Genomic DNA, 26,907 nt, shown 5'->3' on the forward strand with positions numbered 1-26,907 from the left:
AGGCTGATCGTGCCCCGACCTTGTGAGCCATTGCGACGGCGTGAGGGCGTCACTCCGGAGTCGTGGCAAGACGTCACTTCGGCGTCGTTGGGCGACGTTTGGGCCTATCGTCTAGCCATGACTACGCCGAATGAGACCCTTCGGGCCGTACGCCTCGGGCTCCGTCTCAGTCAGGACGAGTTCGCGAAGCGGCTGCGGGCGGTCGGGGACGACCAAGGGGAGCCGAACGACGCCAGCAAGCGCCTTGTTCAGCGCTGGGAGTCGGGAGAGGTGCGGTATCCCCGCCCGGTGTACGTTCGAGCCCTTGAAGCTGTCACCAAGATTCCCGTTGACCGCCTCGGCTTCGACTCGCCACAGTTGCCGCCAAGGGTCAGCGTGGACGGTACGGGAGGGCACGACGTGACCAGTGATGAACCGGGCGTGCCCGTGCAGGCCGCGCCCACTCCTACCGGTGAGGACTACTCGGGGGTATGGGTCAGCCACTACGAGTTCTACAGCAGCAGTCGGGAGAACACGTTCACCGGCCTGCATCACGTCGTGCTGTCCCAGAGCGGGAACCGGATCACGGGGCGATCCCTGCCCGGTGCGTCGTCCAACCCTGACTCGCCACTGTCATTCGATCTCACTGTTGATCGGAACGTCGTGACGGGTTCCTGGGTGGAACAGACCGCGCAGGACGGCTACTACCAGGGGGCCAGGTACCACGGCGCCATTCAGTTGCTGGTCGACCCGACCGGCCGCCGCATGGCCGGCAAGTGGGTTGGCTTCGGCAAGGACTTCGACGTCAACTCCGGGCCGTGGGAACTGCGCCTGCTGGACAAGTCCACGGCGGACGACGTCCTGAGCCGCTACAGCGTGCCGCCGGAGGCGTAGCCCGCCTCACAGTGCAGACGGGGAAGAGTGCTCGCATCTGACCTCACCCGATAAGGGATGGGACGGTGCGGGGACTCTTCTCAGGAGCGCTGGGGACAGCCGTAACGCCCAGCCTTGCTGCCGAGGCGCGACTTCGCCTCCTCCTCCAACTGCTCGGCCTTGTCCCGGAACTTGTCGCCGATACCCATGGCTGTGCCCCATTCGGTTGGATTTCGGGTTCTCCAACCAGGCTTGCGCGCACCTTCTCCGCCTGCACTTCGGGCAAGTTGCCGCAGGGCGTCACGATCGACAGGCCCCGGATCGCCCGACCCGTACGGTGTGAGGTGTAGGAGACTGCTGACCGCAGACAGTCACCGGACCGGTGGCCGCACCCGCGGCCCCGGCGGAGCAGAAGGAGCGGCATGTCCGTCGTCAAGATCAACGTACTGACGGTTCCCGCCGAGCAGCGGGAGGTCCTGGAGCAGCGCTTCGCCTCCCGCGCCGGCGCGGTGGAGAACTCGGACGGCTTCGAGTGGTTCGAGCTCCTCCGCCCCGTCGAGGGCACCGACCAGTACCTCGTCTACACCCGCTGGCGCAGCGAGGAGGACTTCAAGGCGTGGATGGAGGGCCCCATGCAGGCCGCCCACCGCCCCGCCGCCCCGGAGGGCGAGGCCCCCAAGCGCCCCGCCGCCTCCGGCTCCACCCTCTGGTCCTTCGAGGTCGTCCAGTCCGCCGGCCCCAAGGCCTGACGCCTCACCGAGTGACCGACGCGCCCCGGGGCTTCCGAGCCCCGGGGCGCTCTGGGTGGCCCGTCCTGTCGTCGGCGGGTCGGGCGGAGCTTGCGGCGGGCGTGGGAGGGCAGCCGCGCGTGAGGGTTATAGGTGTTCGGGGCCGTAGAGGGCGGATCGTGTGCCTGTTGTGAGGGCCCAGTAGCGGTCGCCGTAGGACCAGTGCCACCACTCGGTGGGGTAGTTGACGAGGCCGGCGCGGGTGAGGGTGTGGCTGAGGAGTTGCCGGTTGGTGCGGGCTCCGGGGGAGAGGTCGGCGGCGTCGGTGTAGCAGGCGCCGGCGCTTTCCTCCGGGGTGGCGTTGACCCGGGTGCCGAGGTCGAGTTCGTGGCCGTCGGCGTCGGCCAGGGTGAGGTCGACGGCGGCGCCGGCGCTGTGTGGTGCGATCTCGGGCGGGGAGACGTAGCGGCTCGCGGCCGAGCGGAGCTGCGCGGCCGGCCAGTTGGGGTGTGCGGCGCGCAACTCGGCGGCGTAGTCGTCGAAGTAGCGGCGCTGGAGGGCCGGCGGGCGGTAGCCCTCGACGAAGAGCAGCCGCAGGCCGTCCGGGAGGTGCGATTGGGCGTCGAGGAGCCGGTCGAGCACGCGGGACCGCAGGTGGGCGAACGCCCCGGTGTCGTCGTGCTTGCGGTCGTCCAGCAGGAGTTCGTGCTCGCGTACGTCCAGGAGGCGGTCGCCGCAGTCCTGGACGGGGACGGCGGCCACCTGCGGGTCGGACATGAGGATGATCTCGGTCAACAGGGTCTCCTGGGGAGGAGGGAGCGGCGGTGTGGGCCCGACGGCAGGTGCGGCGTCCGCCGCCGCCCCGGGGGTCGGGGCGGTGGCGGACGGGTGGTCAGACGAGGGCGGCCTCGACCAGGTCGGCGGCCCTGGCCGCGCTGCCGCCGGCGCGGACCTCGCGGCTGAGCTCGGCCAGCCGGGCGGTCACCGCCGGGTCGCCGGTCAGCTCCAGTACGGCGGAGCGCAGCGCCTCCGGGGTGGCCTGGGGGGTGTCCAGCCGGCGGGCGACGCCGAGTTCGACCAGCCGGTCCGCGTTGTCGAACTGGTCGGCGGCCTGCGGTACCGCGACCATCGGCAGCCCGCAGTACAGGCCCTCGCTGCACCCGCCCATTCCGGCGTGGGTCACGAACGCGTCGGCCTGCTGGAGCACGGCGAACTGCGGCACCCACTGGTGCACTTCGATGTTGGCCGGGATCGTACCCAGTTCGGCCGGGTCGGTTGCCTGGCCGACCTGGAGCACGACGTGCCAGTCGGGCAGGTCGCCGAAGGCCTCCAGGCACGCGCGGTAGAAGTCGGGCTGGTGGGTGAAGGTGGAGCCGAGCGAGACCAGCAGCACCTTCTGCGCCCCCTCCGGACGGGTCCAACCGCCCTGGTGCTCGCGGGCGCCGAGGCAGGGCCCGGCGAAGGAGAAGATCTGGGGATCGACCAGCTCGATCTCGGGCTGGAGCACCCGCGGGATGAGCGCCAGCCCGCGATCCGGGCGCAGCATGTACCCGAACGGTTCGCCCGCCGGCACGCCGTTGTCGGCGAGCCACTGCGCGAACCGCTCCGGGATCTTCTCCGCCTCCAAGGCCTCCCGTGCCATCTCGAAGCGCGCCAGGTGGGAGTCCTCCCGGATGATCATGGACCGCGAGATCAGCATGGACGGCACGCCCCAGCCGTCGGCCAGCGCCCGGCCCGCGTACGCCATGAAGTCGTACAGGACGAGGTCGGGCCGGTCGTCGTGGAAGGCCTCGCGCAGTCGCGGCAGCATCGCCTGCGCCTCCTCGAAGATCATGGTGTGCACACCGGCCCCGATGTTGGGGTCGACCCCGCCCTTGGCGATCGGCAGGGTCGTGTCGTGGGGCACGAGTCGGGCGCCGGTGGATTCGATCTGCCCGGCGAACGACGGGTCGTTGACATAGCTGACCCGGTGGCCGCGGGCGACCAGCTCCCGCATCACCTCCAGGCTGGGGTTGACGTGGCCGTGCGCCGGGATGTTCACCATGGCGATGTGTGCTGGTCGGGACATGTCAGGCCCTCTCCTCGTATGTCGTTAGGTGTCCTGCGTTCGGCTGGCTGACTTGACGTCAACTCGCCTGTCAGCACAGTACGTAACGTTTTCCATCGCCGCTGTGACGGGGGATACGGTTCGGCCGAAGATTGGTGGGTCCGGCGGCAGACGCTGCGCGACCTCGCGGACGGCGCGTGACGACGCGGCGCGGAGCCGCCGTCTCGCAGGACGGCTGGATCTCGGGATCCAGGGCCTGTTGCGAAAGTGTTGGCCGGCACTGGTTGTCAGGGTCCGGGCATGGCGCGTTTGGAGATCGAGATATCTGTCCCGGAGAGTCATGTCGAGAAGGTGATCGATGCTCTCCAGGCGGCCGGCGCGGGGCGGGTGGGCGACTACGCCCGGTGCGCCAGCCTCTGGCGGGTCACGGGGACATGGAAGCCCTTGCCTGGTTCTCGGCCCTACGACGGTGAAGTGGGCGATACGAGCCGGGCGAGGAGAGCAGGGTCGAATCCGTTTGCGATGCCGAGCGGGCTGAGGCTGTGCTGCGAGCGGTGCGCGCGGCTCATCCGTATGAGGAACCGGTCATCCACTTCCTGCCTTTGTGCGAGCCGGGCCTCGAACGATGACCGAGCCAGTCATGGCCACTCGTCGATGGCCACGACCGGCGTGGTTACTTCGGGGCGGACGGCGAGCTTGCTGTATGGAGTCGCGACGGCTCGGTGCCGCAGGTCGGCACGCACGACACTCCTACTCGCATCCAGTGGTTGCTGGGGGTGCCGTCAGAGGATCCCTGGCTGCGCGTGCGGCGCGCCGTGCTCAAGGTAGGCGGTCTCGCCCTGTGTTCGGGCGGCGTATGCGGCGTGGACTCGGCGGGCGAGCCGGGGGATGAGGAGCGCGTCGAGTTGGTCGACGTGGTGAAAGGAGTGCTCGCCGATCTCGACCTGGTCGACGGTGATGCGGTCGAGTTCGGCGGCCGGGAGAATCCCTCCGTCGAAGACGAAGAGGAGCTTGTCGCCCTCGGCGGGGTGGGGTGCCCAGTCGGCGACGAGCAGACGGCCGACGGGCGGGGTGATGCCGAGCTCTTCCGCGACCTCCCGGGCCGCGCCCTCGCTCGGGGTCTCGCCCGCGTGCAGGTAGCCGCCTGGGATTTCCCAACCAGGCTTGTAGGTCGGCTTCACGAGGAGGATGCGGTTCTCCTCGTCGAAGAACAGCACACCGGCTGCGGTGCGCGGCTGGGCCAGGGCTTCGTGCGGGGAGTCGGTCACGGCGAGACTGTAGTCGCCGTGACGGAATCCCCAGGGGGCTGCATCCGAGGCGTGCCCAATTCCGTTCTCCGGCTGCCTTGATCGACCCGGCGGCCCTACGCTGATGGCATGGCTGTGGATCCCGCTCTGCCCGTAGGCCGGCGCATCCAGTACTACCGGGAGCGCGCCGGGAAGTCCCGTCCGGTGTTGGCCGCGCTGACGCGGGAAGGCCCACCGCCACCAGGCGACGGGTCACCTCGGCGGGAGTAATCCCCCGGCAGCCCCCCACCCAACCGCGCTCGGACCACAACTCCACAGAGGGCAAAGAATGCGCAAAGCCCACGCAGAACCCCAGTTCATGAAGGGTCCGACCCGGGCGTGCAGGGGCTGACCGTCCACCCTGCTGACCCTGGCCGGCGGACTCGAGTCCGACCCGGGCGTGCAGGGGCTGACCGTCGACCACCGCCTGGCCGCAGGCGGGGTCGCGGTCCGACCCGGGCGTGCAGGGGCTGACCTCGCTGGGATGGGAGGTGGGCATATGGGCGAGTGTCCGACCCGGGCGTGCAGGGGCTGACCGGCGGTCTTCCACGTCGAGTACAAGCTCGGCACGTCCGACCCGGGCGTGCAGGGGCTGACCGGCCGCCATGTCGGCGCCGTCCTCGTAGATGCCGTCCGACCCGGGCGTGCAGGGGCTGACCGGTGCTGGCAGCCCTGGACACCGTCGCCGGGGAGTCCGACCCGGGCGTGCAGGGGCTGACCGCTGCGGGGCGGCGAGGTCGGCGGGGTCCAGGTGTCCGACCCGGGTGTGCAGGGGCTGACCGCCGACCGGCAGCCGGACCAGGCACGGCAGGGTGTCCGACCCGGGCGTGCAGGGGCTGACCGGAGCTGTTCCGGGAGCTGCACGAGGACGGCCGGTCCGACCCGGGCGTGCAGGGGCTGACCGTCGGTGGGCAGGGCCAGCGCCTCGTCGAGCGCGTCCGACCCGGGCGTGCAGGGGCTGACCTCGGGGACGGCCCGCTCGGGGACGACCACCGGCGTCCGACCCGGGCGTGCAGGGGCTGACCTCGGGGACGGCCCGCTCGGGGACGACCACCGGCGTCCGACCCGGGCGTGCAGGGGCTGACCGCTCGCGGTCGAGCTGAACCCCCAGCACAAGATGTCCGACCCGGGCGTGCAGGGGCTGACCGGGAGCGATCGTGCGCGCTATCACGGGTACCGAGTCCGACCCGGGTGCGCAGGGGCTGACCAGTCGTCAAGGCCGTCTGGAGCATAAGAGACGGGTCCGACCCGGGCGCGCAGGGGCTGACTGGCCCAACTTCCTCCGGCAGCACGCGAAAAGGAGGCCTGCGCCGAAGTGCTGACCCCTTCTCCCGGGGTGATGGTACCCGCAGGTTCGCCCGCTACTTGCCGCTCTTGCCCTTGCCGCCCTCAGCCCCCTTCGTGGCCCTCTTCTTCCCGGACTTCTCCGGAGCTTCGCCGCCGCCCTGGCCGTGGCCTTCCAGGGCCCGCAGCCGGTCGCCCCGAACCGCACGACCCGGTACGTCCTGCGCTAGCTCTACTGCGCCGAGTCGCAGCTGATGCGGGACGGGCCCGGACTGCTCCTGGGGCTCTCCGTTCGACCGAGCGTGCCCGCTACCGGGGGCGCCAGTCTCCTTGTCCGTGGCGGCGACGATACGGGGCGGCTTCGGGAGGAGTTCACCTTGGCCGTTGCCGGGCCGCAGGGTGGTGATGCGGGGCCGGTCGCCGTGGACATGGGGGACGCCGCATGCCCGGAGGTAGTGGGCGAACTGCCAGTTGCGGCAGGTGCGGAAGAGCGGGTCGTCGGCGTGGGGGTCGTCGGCGGGGATGTCGGCGTCGGTGAAGGGGATGGGGCGGACGCCGTCAAGGTGGACGGTGAGGTCCTGGACGGTGAGGTCTTGGGTGTGGCCGGGGGCTGCTTCGAGGGCGAGGTGGGGGTTGTCGGCCCAGCGGTAGGGGCCGGCGGTGACGCCGCACAGGTACCAGGCGAGGGCGTGTGGGAACTCGTTGAGTTCGACGGTGGCGTGGCGGGTGGTCTCGTCAATGAGGCGCCTGCAGCGGCCGTGGAGAGCGACGGCACAGTGTCGGCTGAGGTCGATGCCGGTGACGTACTTGAGCTACAGGTGCCGATACCGACGCCCTCCCGCCTCGATGGCCATGGATGGCAACTTACTTATCCTGTCTACTAGTTGAACAAATCTAGCGCTTATATTTTATACTCATAATTGTTAGTGGCCTAACCGCCGTCCCGCTCCCGACAGGCGTCGGTTGCTGCGGTCTGTCGACGACAGCCTGCATAGCGGTCATGCAGTCGAAGGCGATGGTGTTCGAGGCCCGGCTCGCTCCCGACCGAACAGTTGGAAGGCCTGGTTATAAGCGCCCCGGCGGTGGTGTCGCAAGCCTCACCGCCGGGGCTCTGCCGCCCTTGCCTCGCACGACTGCTTTCCGTCCGGAGGGCGCTCGATACCGGTACATGCAAGCAGGGCGAGGGACCCGGAATGGCCGGTCCCCTCGCCCTGCGGTTGCTACGTCAGCTCACCTTGGTGATGGTTGACGCGTTACGGGGTACGTTCGGGTTGCAGGGTCCACTGCTGGTTGGCCTGCACGCCGGGGCAGGTCCAGATGCCGAGGCGGGTGCCCTGGTCGGTGGCCCAGCCGGGAAGTTCGAGGCACTGGCCGCCGGGGTTGTTGGCGGGGTCGACGGTTGCCGGCAGGTAGATGCGGCCGTCGGGGCGCATGCTCCACTTCTGGCCGGTGTTGCCGGTACAGGTGGTGAGGATGACACGGGTGCCGTTGCCGAGTGCGTTGTCCTTGGTGGACAGGCACCAGCTGCCGGCGCGGATGGTGCCGTCCGTGGCGAAGCTGAACCGCTGGTTGGCGGTCTGCCAGCAGCTGTAGATGGCAACTTCGGCGCCGTCTCGGGGACCGCCTTCGGCATCCATGCACTGCCAGTTCACGGCGTTGGGGTGGACGGAGACGCTGGCGTCGGCGTAGCCGAGGAACTGCCAGTTGTCGAAGCCGTCGACCTTGTTCTTGGCACCGGTGCTGCTCTTGCCGGGGAACACGGTGATGGCGTTGCTGTTGTTGATGGCCCAGAGGTCGGGGTAGCCGTCGTTGTTGAGGTCCGCGGCGCCTATCTTCGGCTGGGCTGCGGCGGTCCAGTTGGCGCCGGTCAGGATGGGAGTGCCGGCGTCGGGCTTGGTGAGGGCGGAGTAGTCGACGGTGCCGTCGGCGTTGAAGCCGAGGGGGTAGGCGTAGATGTCGCCGCTAAGGCGGTTGCGTGCCCAGAGCGTGGTCTGGTTCGTGGTCGCCTTGGTGGCGGGGTTGGTCGTGGGCCCGTTGGCGGCGCCGGGGTTGATAAGTTCGAGGTCGTTCCAGCTGCCGGAGAGGGTGGGGATGAGGGTGGTGCTGCTGAGGAGGTTGCCGACGGGGTTGAAGACGTAGAGGTTGTTGTTCTCCAGCGTCATGATGGACGTCTGAGTGGTGAAGACCGTCTTCGTCGGGTCGCCCGCCTTGGGGCCGACGGCCTCGCCCTTGGGTGTGCCGAACGCGATCACCTGGGAGACGTTGCTCCAGTCACCGCTGTTGTATCCGTCGCACGGCGTGGTGGTGCCGTAGACCTTGCAGGTGGTGGGGCGGCTGGGCGCCAGGGGTTGGCTCTGGTCGAAGCGTCCGGTGCCGTCGTTGGGGATGACGTAGAGGATCTTCTTGAGCTCGGCCGCGGCGCCCGTGTAGTGGACGACGAGCTGGTCGACGGGCAGTCCGGCGGTGAGGGCGCCGTGGTGGCTGATCTGGTAGTCGGCCCAGGTGGCCCCGTACTTGAGGTTGCCGGGTGCCGCGGCGGCGGGCGCGACCAGGGAGTTCGTCGGGTCGGCGGTGCCGCCGATGATCCGCAGGTCGCCGTTCTTGTCGGCGAGGACGATGTCCGGCTGCTGGTCGTTGGTGACGTCACCGAACAGCGGCTGGGTACCGGGCTTCCAGGGCACGTAGAAGTTGTAGAGGGCCGGCTGGCTGTAGTTGCCGGCGTTGTCCATGGCCCACGCGTAGAGGGTGTTGGTGCCCCACTGACGCGGCTGGTAGTCGTAGGGCTGTCCCGGCGAGAGCGTGCCGCTCTGGCCGCACTTCCAGCCGACGACCGGGGTCGGGTCGGTGCTCACCCGCACGCAGGCGACGCCCGAGGCCTGCAGACCCGCGCCCGGGGCCGGGTCCTCCGCGTTGATCGCGAACCTGCCCCAGTCGTTCATGTACTTGGCCGGGGTGGGGTTCGGGGTGCCGGACGGCGGGAAGTCGGTGGAGCTGATACTGACGCGCGGGTTGGTCCGGTCGACGCGGAAGTAGCACCAGGCGCTTTCGGGTGAGCTGAGAGTGCCGTCACCGGACTGGGCGTACCAGCCGTACTGGTGGCCGTCGCTGAGCGAACCGGGCGTGACGGACTCGGCGGGGTCGTTGTAGCTGCGGCCCCACCGTCCGTCGGTGAAGGAGAAGTTGCCGTCGTTGTCGTCCCACATGCGGTAGCTGGTGTACAGGGACTGGCCGGCAGGGGAGTAGCTGTTGGCGGTCAGGTAGATGTTCTGGTTGCTGCCGATCCAGCCGGGGTTGTCCCAGGGGTGGGCGCCGCCGGTGGTGCACTCGGCGGTGCTGTTGTTCCAGGCGAAGCCGGGGGCGGGGCTGGTGCGCGGGTACCAGACGGTCGGGGTGATGTCGTAGGTGGTGGTGATGTACGGGTTGTTGGCGATGTAGTGCCGGAAACTCTTGTCGTACTCGTTGTTCATCGGGGCGATGGCGGCGGTCCACCAGGGCCACTGGCCGGCGATCGCCTGCTTCATCATGTCGGTGACGTCGACGGCCAGCGGGCCGGTGCCGGTGATCCACTGGCCGTTGACCGTCGGGCAGTTCTCCATGACGACGGTCTTGCTGTCCCCGCAGGGCTGGTCGTTCCAGCTGGTGTGCTCGTGGATGGGCTTGGGAGCCGAGTACACCACGAGCGGGGTGTTGGTGCTGGGGCTGGAGGCGCCGGTGACCTGGAAGTTGAGGGTGGAGTTGAAGATGGTCGGCGGGCTCTCGGCGCCGCCGGGCTTGGTGTAGAGCGCCGGGTTGATGCCGAATTGGAAGTAGGCGCGCTGGCGGCCAAGGTCACCGCAGTCCAGGCTCGGGTCGCTGCTGTGGTAGCCGCAGTAGCCGGTGGCCAGGTTGCTCTTCTTGTTGAAGTTCTCCGCCGTCTTGTGGTTCTCCTGGACCTCCACGGCTCCCTGGACCGAGCTCGTCGCCACGAGCGACGGATCGAGGTACCACGGGCCGGTGCCGGAGCCGAGCGCGTCCTGGTTCGGCGTCAGTTCGATGGCCGAGGAGGTGACCTTGGTGGAGATCGCGGCCACGTTCGCCCCGTCGCCCGGCACCTCAGCCGACGAGCGAATGCCGGTTGCGGGTGCTGGGTCTGCTGCGGGCGCAGCTGCCGTCCTCAAGGCGGACTTCACGGCCTTGGATGCGGCAGCGGGGGCCGCCGCGGGCGTGGAGGAATCCCACTGCAGGGGTGAGGGCGAGCGGAAACGCAGGTCGCCCTTGTTGTCCTTGACGTCGATGCGGCCCTGGTCGTCGGAGGTGACCGTCAGGCCCTTGGCGGTGATCGGAAAGCGCAGGGTCTTCAGTGCGGGGTTGACGGCGGCCTCGGGCGTGCGGACCACGATCACGTCGCGCCAGCCGCCGATGGGCAGTGCGGTCAGCTGGAGGTCGACGCCGGGAAGCACGTTCGCGTAGGTAGCCGTGTCCTTGTCCAGAGCGGGCTTGGGCAGCGCGAACGGTGCGCCGACGGACAGTTGCTTTCCGTCGGCGGTCGTAACAGTGGCCATCGGGCCGTTTCCGCCACCGGACAGCGTCAGCGGCGTGCTCGCGACGGCGGGGCTTACGGTGCCGTCGGAGTTCTGGCGGAGGGTGGAGTCGAGGTCGGCCCAGCCGTTGTCCCGCTTCACGCGGACCGGTTGGGCATTGTCAGTGGTTGTCAGCTTGCCGTCCGGGTTGGCGACGGTCTTCGACGCCACGTCGGTCAGAGCGTCGATGACGACCGGCTTGCCCGTGGACTTGGCCTTGGCGACGGAGTCCAGCACCGCCTGCTGCAGAGGTGTACGAGGCGGGGCGGGTGTAGGCGGAACAAGTGGGGCCCACCCGCCGACCGGGCCGTGGGTGGGTGTGGCGGCGGGCTCGGCGGCCAGGGCGCTCGGCGCAGCGAGCAGACCGAGGCTCAGAATGCAACCGGTTCCGAGCGCGGTCAGGCGAGTGGCGCGTTTGCGTATCGGCAGTGGCAGTGGCAGTGGCGGTGGCGTGCTCGTGATTGTCCGTGACGTGGTGGACATGGATCTTCGGTGAGTCCCTCCCGGTCGGCAGACACTGCCGTGTGTCTGCGTTCGGATGGGAACGATGTGGCCTGACCTGCGTATACGTCAAACCCACCACCGACTTGTGCCGACATGTCTGATTTCGCGCCAGATTGTGAGATCAAGACTTCATAAACATCTCATGCACGACGCTGGACGGCCATCCCAGTGTCCAAGGCTTCACATATCGTCACATCGATCATGGCCCTGCTATGCCAATTTGATGCCATGTCGATAATTATGAGGAGATGTGACGATGCTTTGGCCTGCCCGGAAACGGGCTGGAAGACCACCAGGCAACCGGTGGCGGTCGCCTGCTGTGGCGGCGATGGTCGCCCTGACAATGACCGGGATAACCGCGCCGCCCGCTGTGGCGTGGACCTACCCCGCGCCGAAGGGGAAGATCTGGACGCCCCCGCACACACCGCTGGGTGACTCGACCGTCTCGGTCGCGGGGCAGGACGTCAAGCCGACGGCGTCCAAGCCCTCTGCCAAGGTTCCCGTCTGGAAGCCTGAGCCGACGGCGCCGCTGGTGACCGGCACCGCGACCGTGGCACTGGGGGCCGACAGCCCTGAGGCGCAGGCCGCGCGCGCCGCCACCGGCGGCGCATCGCCCGCCTCCGGGGGCGCGACCGGCGCGAAGGCAGGAGCACTGGCCGTCCAGGTCGCCCCCGGCACCGGCACAGGCGAAAGCGCGCACACGGTCACGGTTCAGGTGACCGGACCGGACACGGGCAAGGCGGCCGGCGTCACCGGCCCGCTCGTCGCCCTGAGCGACGCCGAAGCGCCCGCCAGCGGCGAAGGCCGTGTCGCGAGCGTCACCCTGGACCTGAAGGCGCTGCAGGCGGCCGGGTGGTCCGACCGGGCCCACCTCGTCGCTCTGCCGGCCTGCGCGCTGACCACGCCGGACCTGCCCGAGTGTCGCACCCAGGCGCCGGTTGAGGCGAAGGCCGACGGGCAGGGCAAGATCACCGCCGATGTCACGCTGCCCCCCAGGGCAGCTCCCCAGCAGGGGCAGAACGGAGCCGTGAAGGCCTCGTTCAGCACGACGGGGGCGCTCGCGCAGTCGGTGGCCGCCGCCGACACGAGTGGAAGCGGCGGTTCGGTGGTGCTCGCCGCGGCGCCGTCTCCCTCCGGTGCCATGGGCAATTACACCGCGACGTCCCTGTCACCGTCGTCGGCCTGGTCCGCCGGGTCCAACACGGGCAGCTTCACGTACGGCTACCCGATCCAGGTTCCGCCCGCGCTCGGCGGTGCGGCTCCGACCGTGTCGCTGGGCTACAACTCGGCGGACGTGGACGGCAAGACCTCCTCGACCAACGCCCAGCCCTCGTGGATCGGTGACGGCTGGGGCTACGAGCCCGGCTTCGTCGAACGCTCCTACCGCAGTTGCGACAAGGCCGGCATCACGGGCTCGGGCGACGAGTGCTGGGGCGGGCAGAACGCCACGATTTCCCTCGGCGGCCATTCGGGCAAGATCGTGCGCGACGACGCCACCGGCACCTGGCATCTGGAGGGCGACGACGGCTCCAAGGTCGAGCAGCTCACCGGGGCTTCGAAGGCCGCGGGCGATGTCGACTACCAGGGTATGGAGTACTGGCGGATCACCACGTCCGACGGTGTCCAGTACTACTTCGGCCTCAACCACCTGCCCGGTGGCGACGGCTCGGATCCGGCCGCGAACTCCGTCCTCACGGTGCCGGTGTACTCGCCGAACAGCGGCGACCCCTGCTACAACTCCGGTAGCGGGAAGAACTCATGGTGCCAGATGGCCTGGCGCTGGCAGCTCGACTACGTGGTCGACCCGCACGGAAACCTGACCACGTACAAGTACGCGGCCGAGGCCAACAAGTACAAGCGCGGCCGCGTCCAGAGCGGCGGCAACGGCACCCTCGCCGACTACCAGCGGGCTGGCTACCTCAAGGAGATCGCCTACGGCCAGCGCCTGGACGAGCAGAAGGCCGCCAAGGGAAGCACCAAACCGGCGGCGAAGGTCCTCTTCACCACCGCCGAACGCTGCATGCCCGACGCCACGAACGACTGCTCCGAGGGCAAGCGTGCTTCCAACACCAACGCGTGGCCGGATACGCCGGTCGACCAGATCTGCACCGACACCAGCTGTGTCAACTCCGCACCGACGTTCTTCACCACCAAGCGCCTGACCACGATCAGCACCCAGGTCCTGGTCAACTCCGCCTACCGCACCGTCGACACCTGGAACCTCAGCCAGGAGCTCGCCGACCCCAAGGACGGCACCAAGCGCCTCCTGCAGCTCGACTCGATCCAGCGTGTCCCGAGCAACGGACAGGCCGAGATCAAGGACCTGCCGCCAGTCCGGTTCCAGTACCAGATGCGGGCCAACCGCGTCGACGGCCTCGTCCCCGCCTCGCCGATGTTCATGCGCCCGCGCATCCAGAACATCACGACCGAGATGGGCGGCAGCATCGACGTCATCTACAACGAACCCGAGTGCTCCCGGGTCAACAAGCACATGCCGTCCTCCGAGGACAGCAACACGATGGCCTGCATACCCGTCAAGTGGTACCCGGACTTCTGGTCCTCCAAGGACCCGGTCAACGACTGGTTCGACAAGCCCCTCGTCAAAACCATCGTCGAGCAGGACCTCGTCAGCACCCCCAACATCGGCAAGACCACCGAGTACACCTACAACGGCGGCGCGGCCTGGCACCGCAACGACGCCGAGTTCACCGACCCCAAGACCCGCACCTGGGACAACTTCCGCGGCTACCAGTCGGTGACCACCACCACCGGAAGCGGTAACTCCAGCGAGGCCCCCAAGACCCAGCAGAAGGTCACCTACCTGCGGGGCATGAACGACGACTACCTCGCCAACGGCACGACCCAACGCAGCGTCCAGGTCCCCAGCCCGCTCGGCGGCACCGTCACCGACAGCGCCCAGCTGTCCGGCCGCGTCGTCGCCACCGAGGTCTACGACCAGGCCGGCGGCACGGTCACAGCGGTGTCCGGCAGCACCTACAACGGGCAGACGGTCTCCGCGACCCACGCCCAGAGTGCGGGCGCGCCGAAGGTCTACGCCTGGCGTCCTGACTCCGAGACCACCGCGATCACCAAGGCCAAGCTCGCCGACGGCAGCTGGCGCACCACAACGGTGGTCGCGACCACGGAACCGGCCAACGGCAACCGTGTCGTCAAGGTCGACGACAAGGGCGACGGCACCGCCGCCACCCCGGAAACCTGCGCCGTCACCAGCTACGCGGCCAGCGACAACCCGCAGCTGCTCACGCTCGTCTCGGAGAAGACCGCCTTCCAGGGATCCTGCACAGGAAAAGCCACCCCGGCCAACACCCTGTCCAGCGGCCGCACGCTCTACGACGGCAAGCCCTTCGGGAAAGCTGGCGCGGCCGGCGACCCGACGAGCAACCAGGTCCTCGACCGCTTCGACCAGGCAGGCAACGCCGTCTACGCCCACGCCGGCAGCGCGACGTTCGACGCCTACGGTCGGAGCCTGACAACGGCGACCACCGACGGCTCCACCTACAACAACGCTGGCGCGCAGCTGAGCGGCCCGTCGGTCACCCCCACGGTGACCAGGAGCACATTCACCCCGGCCACCGGTGCCCTGCCGACCCAGATGCAGACCACCGGACCCATGGGCGCCGACTGGACCACCACCACCACGCTGGACCCGGCCCGCGAATCGGCGCTGACCAGCACCGACGCCAACGGCCGCGTCATCACCGCTCAGTACGACGCCGTCGGCCGGCTCACTGCCGTCTGGGCACCGGACCGCCCGACCGACAAGCTCCCGAGCAAACAATTCACCTACTCGCTCAGGGGCACCGCAGGGCCGTCCACGGTCAAAACCGAGTCGCTCAATGACGACGCGGCCACGTACACGGTGAATATCGACGTCTACGACGGCCTAGGCCGCCCGCGTCAGAGCCAGCGCACCAGCGACGCCCGGCCGACCGGGCGCCTCATCACCGATACCGTCTACGACACGCACGGCTGGGTCATCAAGACCTCGGCACCGTACTACGAGAAGAGCTCCTTCCCCACCGAATCGGTCTTCGTCCCGGTGGGTGACGGCCAGATCCCAGGCCAGACCTGGAACACCTACGACGGCAACGGGCGTGTGGCACGGGCGGAGTTCCGCTCCTACGGCAACCTCCAGTGGGCCACTACCACCGCCTACCCCGGTGCGGACCGGGTCGACACCACCCCGCCGAGCGGCGGCACGCCGACCTCGACCGTGACCGACGCCCGGGGGCGCGCCACCGCCGTCTGGCAGTACCGCACACCAACCGCGACGGGCAACAGTGCCGACGCCGACGTCACCACTTACGCCTACACGCCGACAGGTCAGCCTGCCACCCGCACCGACAGCAGCGGCAACACCTGGACCAACTCCTACGACCTGCGTGGACGGCAGAACTCAGTGTCCACCCCGGACACCGGTGCCACCCAGGTTTTCTATGACGTCAACTCGCTGGTCGACCACACCATCGACGCCAAGGGAAACACGCTCGCCTATACCTACGACCTGCTCGGCCGCAAGACCGGCACGTTCAACGGCACCGTGGCGCCCGCGAACCAGCTGGCGGCATGGACCTACGACACCCTCGCCAAGGGCCAGCCCACCGCCTCCACCCGCTACGTCGGCGGCAGCGGAGGCGCCGCCTACACCACCGCCGTGACCGGCTACGACACCGCCTACCGGCCGCTCGGCACCTCCATCACCATCCCGTCCGTCGAAGGGGCACTCGCCGGCACCTACACCACCACCAACACCTACAGCCCGGTCCTCGGCACTGCCACCGGGACCGAAATCCCCGCAGCCGGCGGACTCCCAGCCGAATCGATCACCTACGCCCGGACCATCACCGGCCTGCTCTACGGATCCGCCAGCCTCGACCAGGCCATCGTCGCGCAGGTCGACTACGACGCCCTCGCACGCCCCGTGCGGACGACGGTCGGCGACTACGGCACACAGGTCGTCTCCACCCAGCAGTACGACTGGGCCACCGGACGGGTCATCAACAACTTCCTCGACCGCCAGGTCGGAACCGTCTCCGCCAACCAGACCAGCTACACCTACAATCCGTCCGGCCGGATCACCTCGGTCACCGACATCCAGGACGCGTCCGCAACCGACACCCAGTGCTTCACCTATGACCACCTGGGCCGGCTGACGGGCGCCTGGACCGACACCGCGGGCACCTCCACCACCGCCGACTGGACCGACTCCTCAGGCGCCGTCCACGGCACCGGCAGCTCCACCACCGTGCCCGGTGTCGGCGGATGCAACAACGCGAACGGCCCGGCCACCGTCAACCCCGGCGGACGGACCGTCGGCGGACCGGCACCCTACTGGAACACCTACACCTACGATGCGACCGGTAACCGCACCGGCCTCGTCCAGCACGACATCACCGGCAACAGCCTCAACGACACCACCACCACCCAGACCTTCGGAGCGGCCAAGAGCCGCAACACCCCCACCAACTCCCCCAACACCGGAAGCGGAACCGGAGGGCCCCACGCCCTGCTCAGCTCCACCACCAGCGGGCAGGCAGGCACCAAGGCCGTCAGCTACCAGTACGACGCCGCAGGGAACACCACCGCCATCACCGACACCAGCGGCACCACAACGCTCGCCTGGAACAGTGAAAGCAAACTGGCGTCCCTCAGTTCGACCGGGGCAGCCGGAACCACCAGCTACCTCTACGACGCGGACGGCAACCAGCTGATCCGCCGCAACCCCGGCAAGACCACCCTCAACCTGCCCACCGACGAGCTCACCCTCGACGCCGCCACCGGTACCCTGACCAACGTCCGCTCCATCGCCGCAGGAGGGAACCTCACCTACACCAGGGTCACCTCGGCCATCGGCGGCGGCAACGTCGTCATCCAGGCCGCCGACCCACACAACACCAACGGCGTCCAGATCGGAACCGACGCCAACCAGACTGTCACCCGCCGGCCCACCGACCCCTTCGGCAACCCCCGCGGCACCCAGCCCGATGCCGGCCAGTGGGCTGGCAGCAAGGGCTTCGTCGGCGGCACCAAAGACGACACCACCGGACTCACCAACCTCGGCGCCCGCCAATACGACCCCGTCCGCGGACGCTTCATCAACCCCGACCCCATCCTCGACCCGGCCAATCCCCAGCAGTGGAACGGCTACGCCTACAGCAACAACGACCCCATCAACGCCAGCGACCCCAGCGGACTGTTCCTCGGCATCGACTGCAAGTCCTGCGACGACGCCGTCAACAAGGCCAAGCAGGCGGCAAGCGGCGCCTGGCACGAAACCGTCAAGCAATACAACAAGTTGGCCGAGGGCGCCGCGCGACTCCTTGGCGACGACAAGACAGCAGACAACTTCAAGAACCAGCGGGAAAACCCGAACTCCCCGCTCAACCTCACCACCATCATCTCGGAAGTCGCTGGCCCCCTCGACGGACCGCAGACGCAAAGCAAGGCGTACCAGTGGGGCGTGTGGTGGGTCGACACCATGGGCCCGCCCCTGCCCATCATCACCCCGGGCGGCCTCGCGGCCGAGACGGCAGTTCACGGTGCGGAAGTAGTCGCTAAGCACCCCGGCGTGGTGAAGAAACTCATCAGCAAGATCGCTTCGAAGATCCGGCCGAAGGCCGGCGCGTGCAGCTTCGCGGCGTCGACGCAGGTCCTCATGGCCGACGGCAGCACCCGGGACATCATCGACATCAAACCGGGTGACCAAGTCCAGGCGGCCGACCCACAGACCGGTGAAGACAACGGCCACACCGTCACCGCCACGTGGAAGCACGACGACACCGACCTCATCGACGTCACCATCCGGTCGGACGACGGCGAAGAGACCATACACACCACCTCCGAGCACCCCTTCTGGGACACCACCGCTCAGATGTGGATCCCTGCGGCTGACCTCCAGCCCGGCCACACCCTCAAAACAGAAAACGGGCAGGACGCCACCGTCAGGGCCGTCCACGAGATCACCGGCCAGCAGGCCATGTACAACCTCACCGTCGCGGACCTCCACACGTACTACGTGGTCGCGGGCGCCATATCGGTTCTCGTGCACAATGTGTGCAAGGACGAGACGGGGCTGGCACTAGCCGAACGGGCAGCTGGCCACTTTCCGAAGCCCGGAGGCGCAACTGGCGCAATGTATGTGGAGGGGCGCGGGTGGTATGAAACTCCGCTTTCGTCCGGCCTCGACAACATCCACCCGGAGGTGGATGGTAACTTTGCCCCCGGAACCAAGCGGGGCTACAGGCACCACCTAGAGGCGCAGGTTGCGTCGCTTATGCGGCAAGATTTGAGCATTAAAAATGCAACCCTATACATTCATTTCTGGAACAAGGAAACTGAACGAGAGGTCTGCTGGGCTTGCGACACAAGCCTGAGGGACATGCTTCCAGAAAATTCTGAATTGACGGTTATTTTCAGACGAGAAGACGGAACCGTCAGCCGAGAGTCGAAATACAAGGGTAACGCGCGCTAGGGCCAGAAAAACACACGGCCGGACCCGCCTAACGCGGGTCCGGCCTGCCATCTATAGGGCGACTCTAAGAATTCCTCCGCCAATCAACCCCTGGAATATCTTCAAGCCCCGACAGTGTGGAGGATTCAAAAGCACCTACCTCCACATCCCATCCTGGCTGACCAGGGACCGACTTGGCCACCATCGCAACAAAACCTTCCCCCATAAAAATTCGGTAGCCCGGCTCCGGCCAATTCCACTCGCCAAATCCGACTTCCCTCATGGGGGCAAGAATTTCGCGCAAAACATCTTCAGTCACAGATAGCGCATGCGTCCCAAAGGTCGCACCATAGACAGCTTCCCTTATCGTGGCATGCACAAGGAACTGCGACATCCGCTCCGGCATCTTCTCCCATGGCTCGTGAAGCCCGGCCTCAAACACACTGTCCGGGTTGGCCGGATCGAAGCACCAGCGCCAGTCGCCGGTACTGTCGATCATGAAAACGGCATTGCCGTCCCCGGCGAGACGGATCCGCTCAGGCGCGATCATTTTTGTCATGAAATTTATGCGCTTCTCCCAACGCGAGGCGAGAACGTGCCATTCCCTTAGAGGAGCGGGGAGCCAGTCGCAGGAGTCAGGAAGTCCTACCGCGCTCCTGCTCGGCGGGCCATAGCAAGCAGCAAGGAAGTCAGCCAAGTCAATGTCTGCAGGATCGATCACAGGACTATCCTCCCACGGGAATCGCCCGGGGATCCTTGGGGTGATGAATCAGACCAGTAGCTCAATCACCGCAACGCCCCTTCACGACACGCCAATCACGGCGCCGCCCTCGTAACCTCGCCAGGCTGAGGGTCATGTGGTGTCCGGGTCGGTGCCGATGGCGCCGGCCGAACCGAGTGATCGCCCGAGTTCTCCGGTGAGGCTGCGGGGGTGTCGCCGCCACCACCACAGGTCGGGGCCGGGCAGTTTGTGAAACTGGTCGAGTGCTTGGCCGTCGTCGTCAACGGTCGCGGCCCTGTACCAGTCGCCCAGGGCTTTGATCTGTGGCGTCCAGAGCTGAACAACGCAGTCGTCCAGCAGGAGCCACGCATCGTGGAGCCAGTTCCGACAGTAGAGGTCGTTGGTGTACTCGCAGATGCCGTCGCCATAGCCGCGCTCAATGACACTCACCCGGGCAGCCCACGTGCTCACCCTTTCAGCGACCGTGAACGCCGTCCGCCAGCCGCGCTGGTGCAAAAGCTCACCTACCTCGGTTTCAGTGGCCGTGATCGTGAGGCTCTCATGCCGAAACCGTCCGGGCTGCCGAGATGTGCCACCGCCGAAGGCTGAGGATCGCCAGGACGGGTGATCAAGATGAGACGATCTCGCCGCGGCTGGCGTGATCACGACGTCGGAGCCGTCCTGGATAACCCCGTTCACCCGGCCTGAGTCCGCGCGCGTTCCGCAAGCTGATCACGACATTGCGCCGGGAAGGCACGGACAGGAACCGCCCGGGCCGTCCGTGGTCGCTGCCATTGGAGGGCCGGGTCCTGCTGGTGGCTGCCTACTCGCGCACTAACCTGACGCTCCGGAAGCTCGCCCCGCTGTTCAACGTCTCGAAGTCAGCGGCCGATCGGATCGTCGATCACATGGGCCGCTGCTCGCGCTTAAGCAGCGGCAGCGGTTCCGCGAGGGCCCCGTACTCGTCGTGGACGGCACGCTCGTGCCCACCCGTGACCACGCCGTCGCCGAGCAACATGGCGCCCCTATCAATGACCATAGACGCCAACTCGGCTTTTCTGCCTTGTAGTCAACAATCCTTTCACTTATATTTTATACTCTCAACTGGTGGTGCCCTAACCGCCGTCCCGCTCCCGGCAAGCCCTCATCAGCGCCTCCACCAGCGGCCGGTGCCGGTTGTGCCGGTACTCCCCCGGGTACTCCATGTTGAACTCCAGCTCCAGCGCCGCCCGCCGCTCCTCCTCCGGCAGCACCCTCGGCTTGCGGCACACCGCGTAGATGTTGCTCCCGTTCGGGTTGCCCCGCACCTCCACCTCGTCGAAGTACCGGCCCATCAGCGACCGAAGCGACTCAGGGTCGTGGAACCTCTGCATCGTCCACACGCCGGCACGGAAGCTCGCGGTGAACCCGTTGTCGTCCAGGAATTCGACGCTGCGCCTGTACCGGCCGTTGTTGCGGGCTTTCTTCCCGCCGACCCTGCGCGCGACGGAGCCGAGCGACCTGGTCCCGGTGTAGAAGGTGCCGTTCTTGGCGAGCAGCGAACTGCACGTGGCGACCACGGCGTTCTCGAACTCCAGGGAGGTGACGGAGTTCAGCACCGAGTCCAGTACGACGACGTCGTAGAGGCCGTTCGCGGGGATGTCCCGCTGGAGGTCGCGGATGTGCGAGACCGTGGCCGCCACGTCGAGCGCGTTCTGCTTCCCGGCGGCCTTGACGTGCGGCTCGTACCAGTGCGCGTCCCAGCCCTGGGCCTTGATCCGCTGGATGTAGGCCAGCTCGCCGGCGCCGAAGTCCATGACCCGCTGGCCGGGGCGCAGCGCGGGCAGAACGTGCTGCTCGTAGGTGGTGGACTTGTTGGAGTCGCCTTCGTCTCCGCCGAGGCGGTGCATTTGGCACCAGTGCTGGTTGTAGGCGTGGATGCCGAGCTGGGTGTAGTCGTAGACGCCGTAGTCGCCGTCCAGCCACACGGCGAGTTCGTCGGCTTCCTGCACGGACATGCGGTAGCACAGCAGCGGCAGCTTGAGGTCGGAGACGACGACCGCGTAGTCGTTGTTGAGGATGACCCGGCCAGCCGCATCGGCGACGACGGAGCCCCACGTGCCGTAGCGGGTGACCAGGCGGCGGATCTCGGCCTGGATCGCCGGGTTGGAGCGGGACACTGCGGTGACGTCCTCGGGCTGGATCCACTCCCAGCCCTGCGCGTCCGGCCCGGATGCGGGCACTCGCACCTTCGAACCGTCGGTCTCGATCGAGTTGTGCAGCAGGTTGAACTGGACTTCGTCCTGGGTGGAGACGTGCCCGTCGAGGAGGATCGCCGGGGCGTGAGTCTGGCCGATCGCCTTCAACGACTTGGTCCGCTGGTGGCCGGCGACGAGGATGCCGTTGCCGTTGACGATCACCGGCTTGACGCACCCGAACAAGGCCAGGGACCGCTGGAGCCGGTCGAACGCCTCCTCCGACAGGCGGCGCGGGTTGTACGGGGCGGGCTTGAGGCCAGCCAGGGCGTACGCCTCGACGAACTCAGGCATCGACGGCCTCCTGCTCCGCGTCGTGCTGGTCGAGGAGGTAGTGCGCGAAGCCGGTGTCGGTGCCGCGGGCCTCGTAGAACGCCTCGTGGATGTTGTTCAGCCGTTCGACCTCCTCCTTGGTGATCTGCACGCGGGTGGTGCCCCACTGCACGAAGCCCCACTGCAGGTGCTCGTCGGCGGTCTTGTCGCCTTCGCGGTCGCTGGTCTCGGCGGCGAGCTGGGACGGCAGCTCGATGCCGTCGAGGAGGTCGTCGACGGCGTCCTGGTCGTAACCGGTGCCGTCGAGGTCGGGCAGGGCACCCAGGATGTCGGCCAGCAGCTCGGTGTCGTACCCGGCCAAGTCGCTGGTGCGGTTGTCGACGATGACGATCTTCGCGGCCGCGTCGTCATCGACGTCGACCCAGGACACGGCGATCTGGTCCCAGCCGCGCTGAACGGCAGCATCCCAGGTGTGGTTACCCGCCAGGATCTCGTTCAGGCGGCCCGTGAGGGTGCCGCGATTGGCGACGATCGGCTTGAACTGACCATGCCACTTCAGGGAGTCGGCGACAGAGCTCACGTCGCCTTGCCGCGGGTTGCAGTGGTACCGGGTCAGGTCGCCGATCGGGACAGCGAGGGGCAGCAGGGAGTCAATGATCCGGTCGATCGGTTCAGGCACAAGCTGGATCCTTCATAGGCCGATTCCCCGCGCCCTACTGGGCAGCCAGCCTAGACGATCACAGGGCGGGAGCCTCCATTCACCGTCCCCGAGCGGGGAGGCCCTGCGCATCCGACAGAGCACGGGCGGGAGCCGACGGGCAGATCCCACCCGTGCTGCGGGAAACCCGCAGGATGCCAGCGGCGTCGCTACCTGGCGCTCCAGGCGGAGAATGCCACACCCGCGAGTGTCGCAAGCGCGGCTACTGCACTCCACACGACCGCGGTGCGGCGCCAGTACGGCGGTTCTTCGCCAGCTTCCGACGGTTTGTACTTCGTAGCTTCCGCCTGAGCGATGGAGCCACCATCGGCGATCGCGACCGGCGTGGTGATCTGCAGTTTTGTACCAGTCCCGCCAATGTTGATGTTGATCACCGGCGGCTGCATTGATGGGTTCGCGTTACCGTTGCTGTCCAAGTAGTCCTCCTGTAGGTGCTGCTTGTCTCAGGGCGGTAATGGGTTTGCTATGTACCGCTTCTGATGGGGCCCGGCTCGGTGGGGGGTGCGATCCCTCACCGGGCCGGTGGTCGCCTTGGTCGGCCGCTCTGGGCGGTCCGCGCACCGCAGCCGAAATCCTGTCGATTTGGCAGTTCATGATGGATCGATTGACTGATGCCGGTTCAGAATTCTGCTTAGACGGTCTGTAGCCCTTCGGGCGAGGCCCCTCGCGTTGGTTTCTGAAACCCCCAGGTAGGCCGCCACCTCATATAAATCGAGCTCAAGGATGTAGCGGAGCACGACCACCTCGTACTGACGCTCTGGTAGTTCCAGAATGGCCTCGAAGAGACCGGTCGCGTCATCCATGAGAGCAAGGCCCGCCCTGGCTGACTCGAACACCTCCCGAGCGGCGCCGGCCCGCCGCTGCACGTAGCCGAACTCGCGCCTGATAGCTTCCCGCGTGATTGACCAGGCGTAGGCTGCGGGGATCTCCTGCCTTAGGACGAACCTCCAGTTGGCCGCCAGCTGGGAGAAGGTTTCCTCAGCGATCCGTAGCGCCCGACGCCGGTCACCAAACCTTGCATACACGAAGCTGTAGTGAGCGCGGAAGTGGACTTCGCGGAAGGCCGCGAACGCGAGACGATCTCGCCCACTGAGGGCCGCCCCGCTACCAGACTCCTGAGCAGCATCGGTAACTCCACTCAAGGCTGGGGATGGTAGGACAGCCACTGCCTGTGCGACAGCCCCTCCTCTACCCGCCGGCAGAGACCTCTCCGGTCGATCTGCGTCGAGCCTATTCGGAGAGCCGGACGACGTTGGCTGAGGTCCGACCCCATCCGCGACTTGACGCGGCGGACAACCGTCAGCATCACCCGGTTGACCGTCGGCACCATGTCCGGAGTCGATCTGGTCGGACGGTGCGGGCTTGGAAACTCCCTCGCATTCGGTGTCTTGGCTTAACTGAGCCAAGAGGTCCGCCAGTTCCGCCGCGCGCTCGTCGCGCTGACGCCTGGCGTCGTCCCGCTGCTGAATAGCGCGACTAGCTGCACTTGCGGCGACCTGCCCTCGTTCGCGAAGGTCAGCGATTTGGACACGCAGGCGGCTATTCTCCCTGTCCAGCCGCGCAGCTCTGGCTTTAAGGGTCTCGGCTGATTCGTGATCGGGTTCATTCGCTCGGTGGAAAGCCTCCGCCGCTAACGGCAAGGTCCTGTAAACGGACTCACTCGCTGAGCAAGGTGACGGCGAGGATTGGCCATTGAGAGCATCTCGACCTTCCTGCGAACGGGCTCGCCGGACATCGATATCGTCGAAGCAGACCTCGGCTACAGCGTCGACGAAGTCGACCGTCAGATACATTCCTGCCAGGCGGTCGGCTACGGCGGTTCGACCCATCTTCGGGCACCGACGACCGGCCATGAGTCCGGTATGCAGGTCCCTTACGGTCATGCCGGTCGCGTCGAGCCAACACCGCATCAGCAGGGCCGTAGAGTCTGCCTGCTGACTTCGGCCACGTAACGGCCCCCACGGCCTGGTCCGTCGGCTTCCTGACAATTGCGCACTCCTCGAAGGTCGAGGACCACACTCTCCACCAGGGCGAGTGCGGTTCGAAAGTTGTCCGGCAAATCTCCCGGACAACTCCCTGATGCCCTCCTTCAAGAGGCCCGAGACACATGCAGGAAACTCGCACAAATGATCTATGGGCTAGTACTCCAGCTGTAGTTCACGATCGTGCTGATGTCGCGGCTTGGCGTTGGTAGTGGCTGGCCTGGGAGCGGGCCTGATGGCGGCGTCTCCAGATGGACCAGCGAAGCCAGTGGTCGGCCTCGTGAACGGATCTGGCGACAAGGGCTATGAAGAGTCGCTGGATTTCGTTGCATGTCAGCGGTATCAGGCCGTCGGGCCCGGGGCGGAGCTGGTGCTCCTCGGCGCGGACGACGGCCAGGAAGGCATGGGCGAGCATGGCGAGGGTGACCCAGCGGGACCAGGACGTGTAGCGGCGGAGTTGGTGCTCATCGAGGCTGGCCAGGTCCTTTCCAGTCTGGAATGCCTCTTCGACTCTCCATCTGGATCCCGCGACCCGCACCAGGGTTGTCAGCGGCACCGGTCGGGGTGAGTAGCAGCGGTAGTAGGCGAGTTCGCCGGTAGTGCGGTTGCGGCGGATCAGCAGGTGGCGGTGGCCGGGAGCGGTGCTGGGCAGGTCGATGTGGGCCCAGTCGTAGAACCGCTGTCCTTTGGCTCCGGCTCCGGCGGACAGCTTCTGCCAGGCCCGTCTGGGGAGCTTCTTGGCCAGGGCGTCCGCGCGGAGCTTGCCGACCCCGGTGGTGACCTCGTGGGTGCGAGCCACCGCGAGGACGTAGCCGGTGGTGCGTTCCTCCAGGGCCGTGCGCAGTTGGGGGTTGCCGCCGTAGACCTCGTCTCCGGCCACCCAGGGGGCGTGGTGGCCGGAGTCCAGAAGGCGGGTGACCATGCGGGCGGCCAGTTGGGGCTTGGTGGCGAACGGGGTGTCCGGGGCGAGTCCGGCCGCCCGGCAGCGGTCGGGCTGGTCGGTCCACGAGCGCGGAATGTAGAGCTCGCGGTCCACTGCGGCGTGTCCGCGTCGACCTGCGTAGACGAGGTAGACGGCCACTTGGGAGTTCTCGATTCTCCCCGCGGTGCCGGTGTACTGGCGCTGGACGCCGACAGTGTGGGTGCCTTTCTTCACGTCGCCGGTCTCGTCGACCACGAGTACTGCCTGGTCGTCATGCAGGTGCTCGACGACGTAGGCGCGCAGGTCGTCGCGGACGGCATCGGCGTCCCACTTGACTCGGCTCAGCAAGTGCTGCATGGCGTCAGGAGTCGCCTCTCCATCCCATTCGGCGATGGTCCAGCAGTTCTTCCTCGGCAGGTCCGCGAGCAGTCCCATGACCAAGCGCCGTATTCGGTGTCGGGGTTCGACCCGGGCGAACCGGCCCGCAATACGGCCCATCAGGCCCTCGAACGCTTCCTGCCAGTGGTCGGCGTCTACGCTGTGACCTGCGGCCACCGCGTGATCGTTTGTCTTCACACACTGATGATCAACGGTGGCCGCACCTGCACGTGCCGATGGGACGGCAAGGCTCGTAGAGGAGGACGCAGTGCTGGGATTGCTGGGCTTCTACGGCGAACTGGACAACCGCTGCGGCCAGCCGAACGGATCGATACACGATGCCGTCCGGCCTGTCGGCAAGTCGGACGAGGCGGACCTGGTGGCCTACCTGGATGCTGGCCACATCCTCATCGACGTCATGGAGGCGGGACGCGACGCCATCACCGGCAGCGCCCACCGCCACTCCCCGGGGTGCTCTTCACTGACGACAGACGGTACCTGGCTGTGGCGCCAGGACTTCCCGCACTACGTGGAGACGCACCACGTCTCGCTGCCTGAAGCGTTCGTCGAACACGTCCGTAGCCTGAATTATCGGATGCCCACCATCACCGTCGCGCAGTTCGCTCCCCGCTACGACGAGACGATGCCCCTGGTCGGTTGGGCCTCGGCTGTCCCATGGCGATCGACTGCGGCCCTGCTCGTACCAGAACCACGAGCGGTCATCAGCAAGGGCGAGTTCGACGCGGCGACGCTGGCCCAGACTCGAAGCCGGCCACACGGCAGCTGGGGCAAGCCGCGCAAACCATGGCGAGCATAGGCGCCACCGGCACAGGAGCGATCTACAGCTGGAGTACTAGGCAGTGTCGTCAAAGTGATCTTGGCTAGTGGATCATGGTGTGGTGATACGTCGCCATGAACTCTCCGATGCCGAGTGGGGCTTGGTGGAGC

General features: G+C 67.4%; 17 protein-coding genes, 1 pseudogene and 1 CRISPR repeat array. Of the genes and pseudogenes, 7 read left to right on the forward strand and 11 right to left on the reverse strand.

What is annotated here, in order from left to right; all coding sequences use genetic code 11:
• The first annotated feature begins 117 nt into the window (after positions 1 to 117).
• Positions 118 to 873 (forward strand): helix-turn-helix domain-containing protein, encoded by a 756-nt coding sequence (locus ACIOGZ_RS08650; protein ID WP_400985354.1) that lies wholly within the window; start codon positions 118 to 120, stop codon positions 871 to 873.
• Between the two features lie 401 nt (positions 874 to 1,274).
• The gene (locus ACIOGZ_RS08655; RefSeq protein WP_363580788.1) at positions 1,275 to 1,601 is read left to right on the forward strand and encodes an antibiotic biosynthesis monooxygenase; all 327 of its coding nucleotides are present in this window, start codon (positions 1,275 to 1,277) and stop codon (positions 1,599 to 1,601) included.
• A 126-nt stretch (positions 1,602 to 1,727) separates the two neighbouring features.
• Here the strand turns inward: ACIOGZ_RS08655 and ACIOGZ_RS08660 are convergent, their stop codons facing one another.
• From ACIOGZ_RS08660 to ACIOGZ_RS08670, 3 genes are all read right to left on the reverse strand, one after another.
• Positions 1,728 to 2,375 (reverse strand): M15 family metallopeptidase, encoded by a 648-nt coding sequence (locus ACIOGZ_RS08660; RefSeq protein WP_400985356.1) that lies wholly within the window; start codon positions 2,373 to 2,375, stop codon positions 1,728 to 1,730.
• 97 nt (positions 2,376 to 2,472) lie between these two features.
• Positions 2,473 to 3,648: a macrolide family glycosyltransferase gene (locus ACIOGZ_RS08665; RefSeq protein ID WP_400985357.1), complete on the reverse strand. Its 1,176-nt coding sequence runs from the start codon at positions 3,646 to 3,648 to the stop codon at positions 2,473 to 2,475.
• A gap of 761 nt (positions 3,649 to 4,409) precedes the next feature.
• Entirely contained in the window at positions 4,410 to 4,895 is a 486-nt protein-coding gene (locus ACIOGZ_RS08670) for an NUDIX domain-containing protein (protein WP_400985359.1), read from the reverse strand.
• 344 nt (positions 4,896 to 5,239) lie between these two features.
• A CRISPR array of direct repeats spans positions 5,240 to 6,182; the repeat unit is 28 nt; unit sequence GTCCGACCCGGGCGTGCAGGGGCTGACC.
• Between the two features lie 392 nt (positions 6,183 to 6,574).
• Between ACIOGZ_RS08670 and ACIOGZ_RS08675 the strand changes: the two genes are divergently transcribed.
• Positions 6,575 to 7,081, forward strand: coding sequence for a hypothetical protein (locus tag ACIOGZ_RS08675; RefSeq protein ID WP_400985361.1), 507 nt, complete (start codon positions 6,575 to 6,577; stop codon positions 7,079 to 7,081).
• Between the two features lie 369 nt (positions 7,082 to 7,450).
• Here the strand turns inward: ACIOGZ_RS08675 and ACIOGZ_RS08680 are convergent, their stop codons facing one another.
• Positions 7,451 to 10,993, reverse strand: a complete 3,543-nt coding sequence (locus ACIOGZ_RS08680; protein WP_400985363.1) for a ricin-type beta-trefoil lectin domain protein — start codon at positions 10,991 to 10,993, stop codon at positions 7,451 to 7,453.
• 610 nt (positions 10,994 to 11,603) lie between these two features.
• On the opposite strand from ACIOGZ_RS08680, the gene ACIOGZ_RS08685 reads away from it, so the two are divergent.
• Entirely contained in the window at positions 11,604 to 18,752 is a 7,149-nt protein-coding gene (locus ACIOGZ_RS08685; protein WP_400985364.1) for a polymorphic toxin-type HINT domain-containing protein, read from the forward strand.
• Between the two features lie 64 nt (positions 18,753 to 18,816).
• On the opposite strand, the gene ACIOGZ_RS08690 is transcribed toward ACIOGZ_RS08685, so the two are convergent.
• Together ACIOGZ_RS08690 and ACIOGZ_RS08695 are read right to left on the reverse strand one after the other, a co-directional pair.
• On the reverse strand, positions 18,817 to 19,452 hold the full coding sequence (locus ACIOGZ_RS08690) for a hypothetical protein (protein WP_400985366.1): 636 nt from the start codon (positions 19,450 to 19,452) through the stop codon (positions 18,817 to 18,819).
• A 132-nt stretch (positions 19,453 to 19,584) separates the two neighbouring features.
• Positions 19,585 to 19,902: a hypothetical protein gene (locus tag ACIOGZ_RS08695; RefSeq protein ID WP_400985368.1), complete on the reverse strand. Its 318-nt coding sequence runs from the start codon at positions 19,900 to 19,902 to the stop codon at positions 19,585 to 19,587.
• A gap of 208 nt (positions 19,903 to 20,110) precedes the next feature.
• Between ACIOGZ_RS08695 and ACIOGZ_RS08700 the strand changes: the two are divergent.
• Positions 20,111 to 20,467, forward strand: a pseudogene (locus ACIOGZ_RS08700) (transposase family protein); the annotation flags it as partial.
• A 100-nt stretch (positions 20,468 to 20,567) separates the two neighbouring features.
• Here ACIOGZ_RS08700 and ACIOGZ_RS08705 read toward each other — a convergent pair.
• The 4 genes from ACIOGZ_RS08705 to ACIOGZ_RS08720 form a co-directional block, all read right to left on the reverse strand.
• Positions 20,568 to 21,980 carry a ParB N-terminal domain-containing protein gene (locus ACIOGZ_RS08705; protein WP_400985370.1) on the reverse strand — a complete coding sequence of 471 codons (1,413 nt, stop codon included), beginning with the start codon at positions 21,978 to 21,980 and terminating at the stop codon, positions 20,568 to 20,570.
• A complete protein-coding gene (locus tag ACIOGZ_RS08710; protein ID WP_400985372.1) occupies positions 21,973 to 22,638 on the reverse strand; it encodes a ParB/RepB/Spo0J family partition protein in 666 nt (221 codons plus the stop codon). The genes ACIOGZ_RS08705 and ACIOGZ_RS08710 overlap by 8 nt, the downstream gene beginning before the upstream one ends.
• A 188-nt stretch (positions 22,639 to 22,826) precedes the next feature.
• The gene (locus tag ACIOGZ_RS08715; RefSeq protein WP_400985374.1) at positions 22,827 to 23,093 is read right to left on the reverse strand and encodes a hypothetical protein; all 267 of its coding nucleotides are present in this window, start codon (positions 23,091 to 23,093) and stop codon (positions 22,827 to 22,829) included.
• A 174-nt stretch (positions 23,094 to 23,267) separates the two neighbouring features.
• Complete coding sequence (locus tag ACIOGZ_RS08720; protein ID WP_400985376.1) at positions 23,268 to 23,819, reverse strand: RNA polymerase sigma factor; 552 nt, start codon at positions 23,817 to 23,819, stop codon at positions 23,268 to 23,270.
• Positions 23,820 to 24,362: 543 nt separating this feature from the next.
• On the opposite strand from ACIOGZ_RS08720, the gene ACIOGZ_RS08725 reads away from it, so the two are divergent.
• A complete protein-coding gene (locus tag ACIOGZ_RS08725) occupies positions 24,363 to 24,629 on the forward strand; it encodes a hypothetical protein (RefSeq protein WP_400985378.1) in 267 nt (88 codons plus the stop codon).
• 205 nt (positions 24,630 to 24,834) lie between these two features.
• Here ACIOGZ_RS08725 and ACIOGZ_RS08730 read toward each other — a convergent pair whose 3' ends face one another.
• Complete coding sequence (locus tag ACIOGZ_RS08730) at positions 24,835 to 26,079, reverse strand: IS701 family transposase (protein WP_400985388.1); 1,245 nt, start codon at positions 26,077 to 26,079, stop codon at positions 24,835 to 24,837.
• Positions 26,080 to 26,227: 148 nt separating this feature from the next.
• Here ACIOGZ_RS08730 and ACIOGZ_RS08735 point away from each other — a divergent pair, with 148 nt between their 5' ends.
• On the forward strand, positions 26,228 to 26,776 hold the full coding sequence (locus ACIOGZ_RS08735; protein ID WP_400985380.1) for a hypothetical protein: 549 nt from the start codon (positions 26,228 to 26,230) through the stop codon (positions 26,774 to 26,776).
• Positions 26,777 to 26,907 lie beyond the last annotated feature (131 nt).

The organism is Kitasatospora sp. NPDC088160, from assembly GCF_044741445.1.
In the GTDB taxonomy this organism is placed as follows: domain Bacteria; phylum Actinomycetota; class Actinomycetes; order Streptomycetales; family Streptomycetaceae; genus Kitasatospora.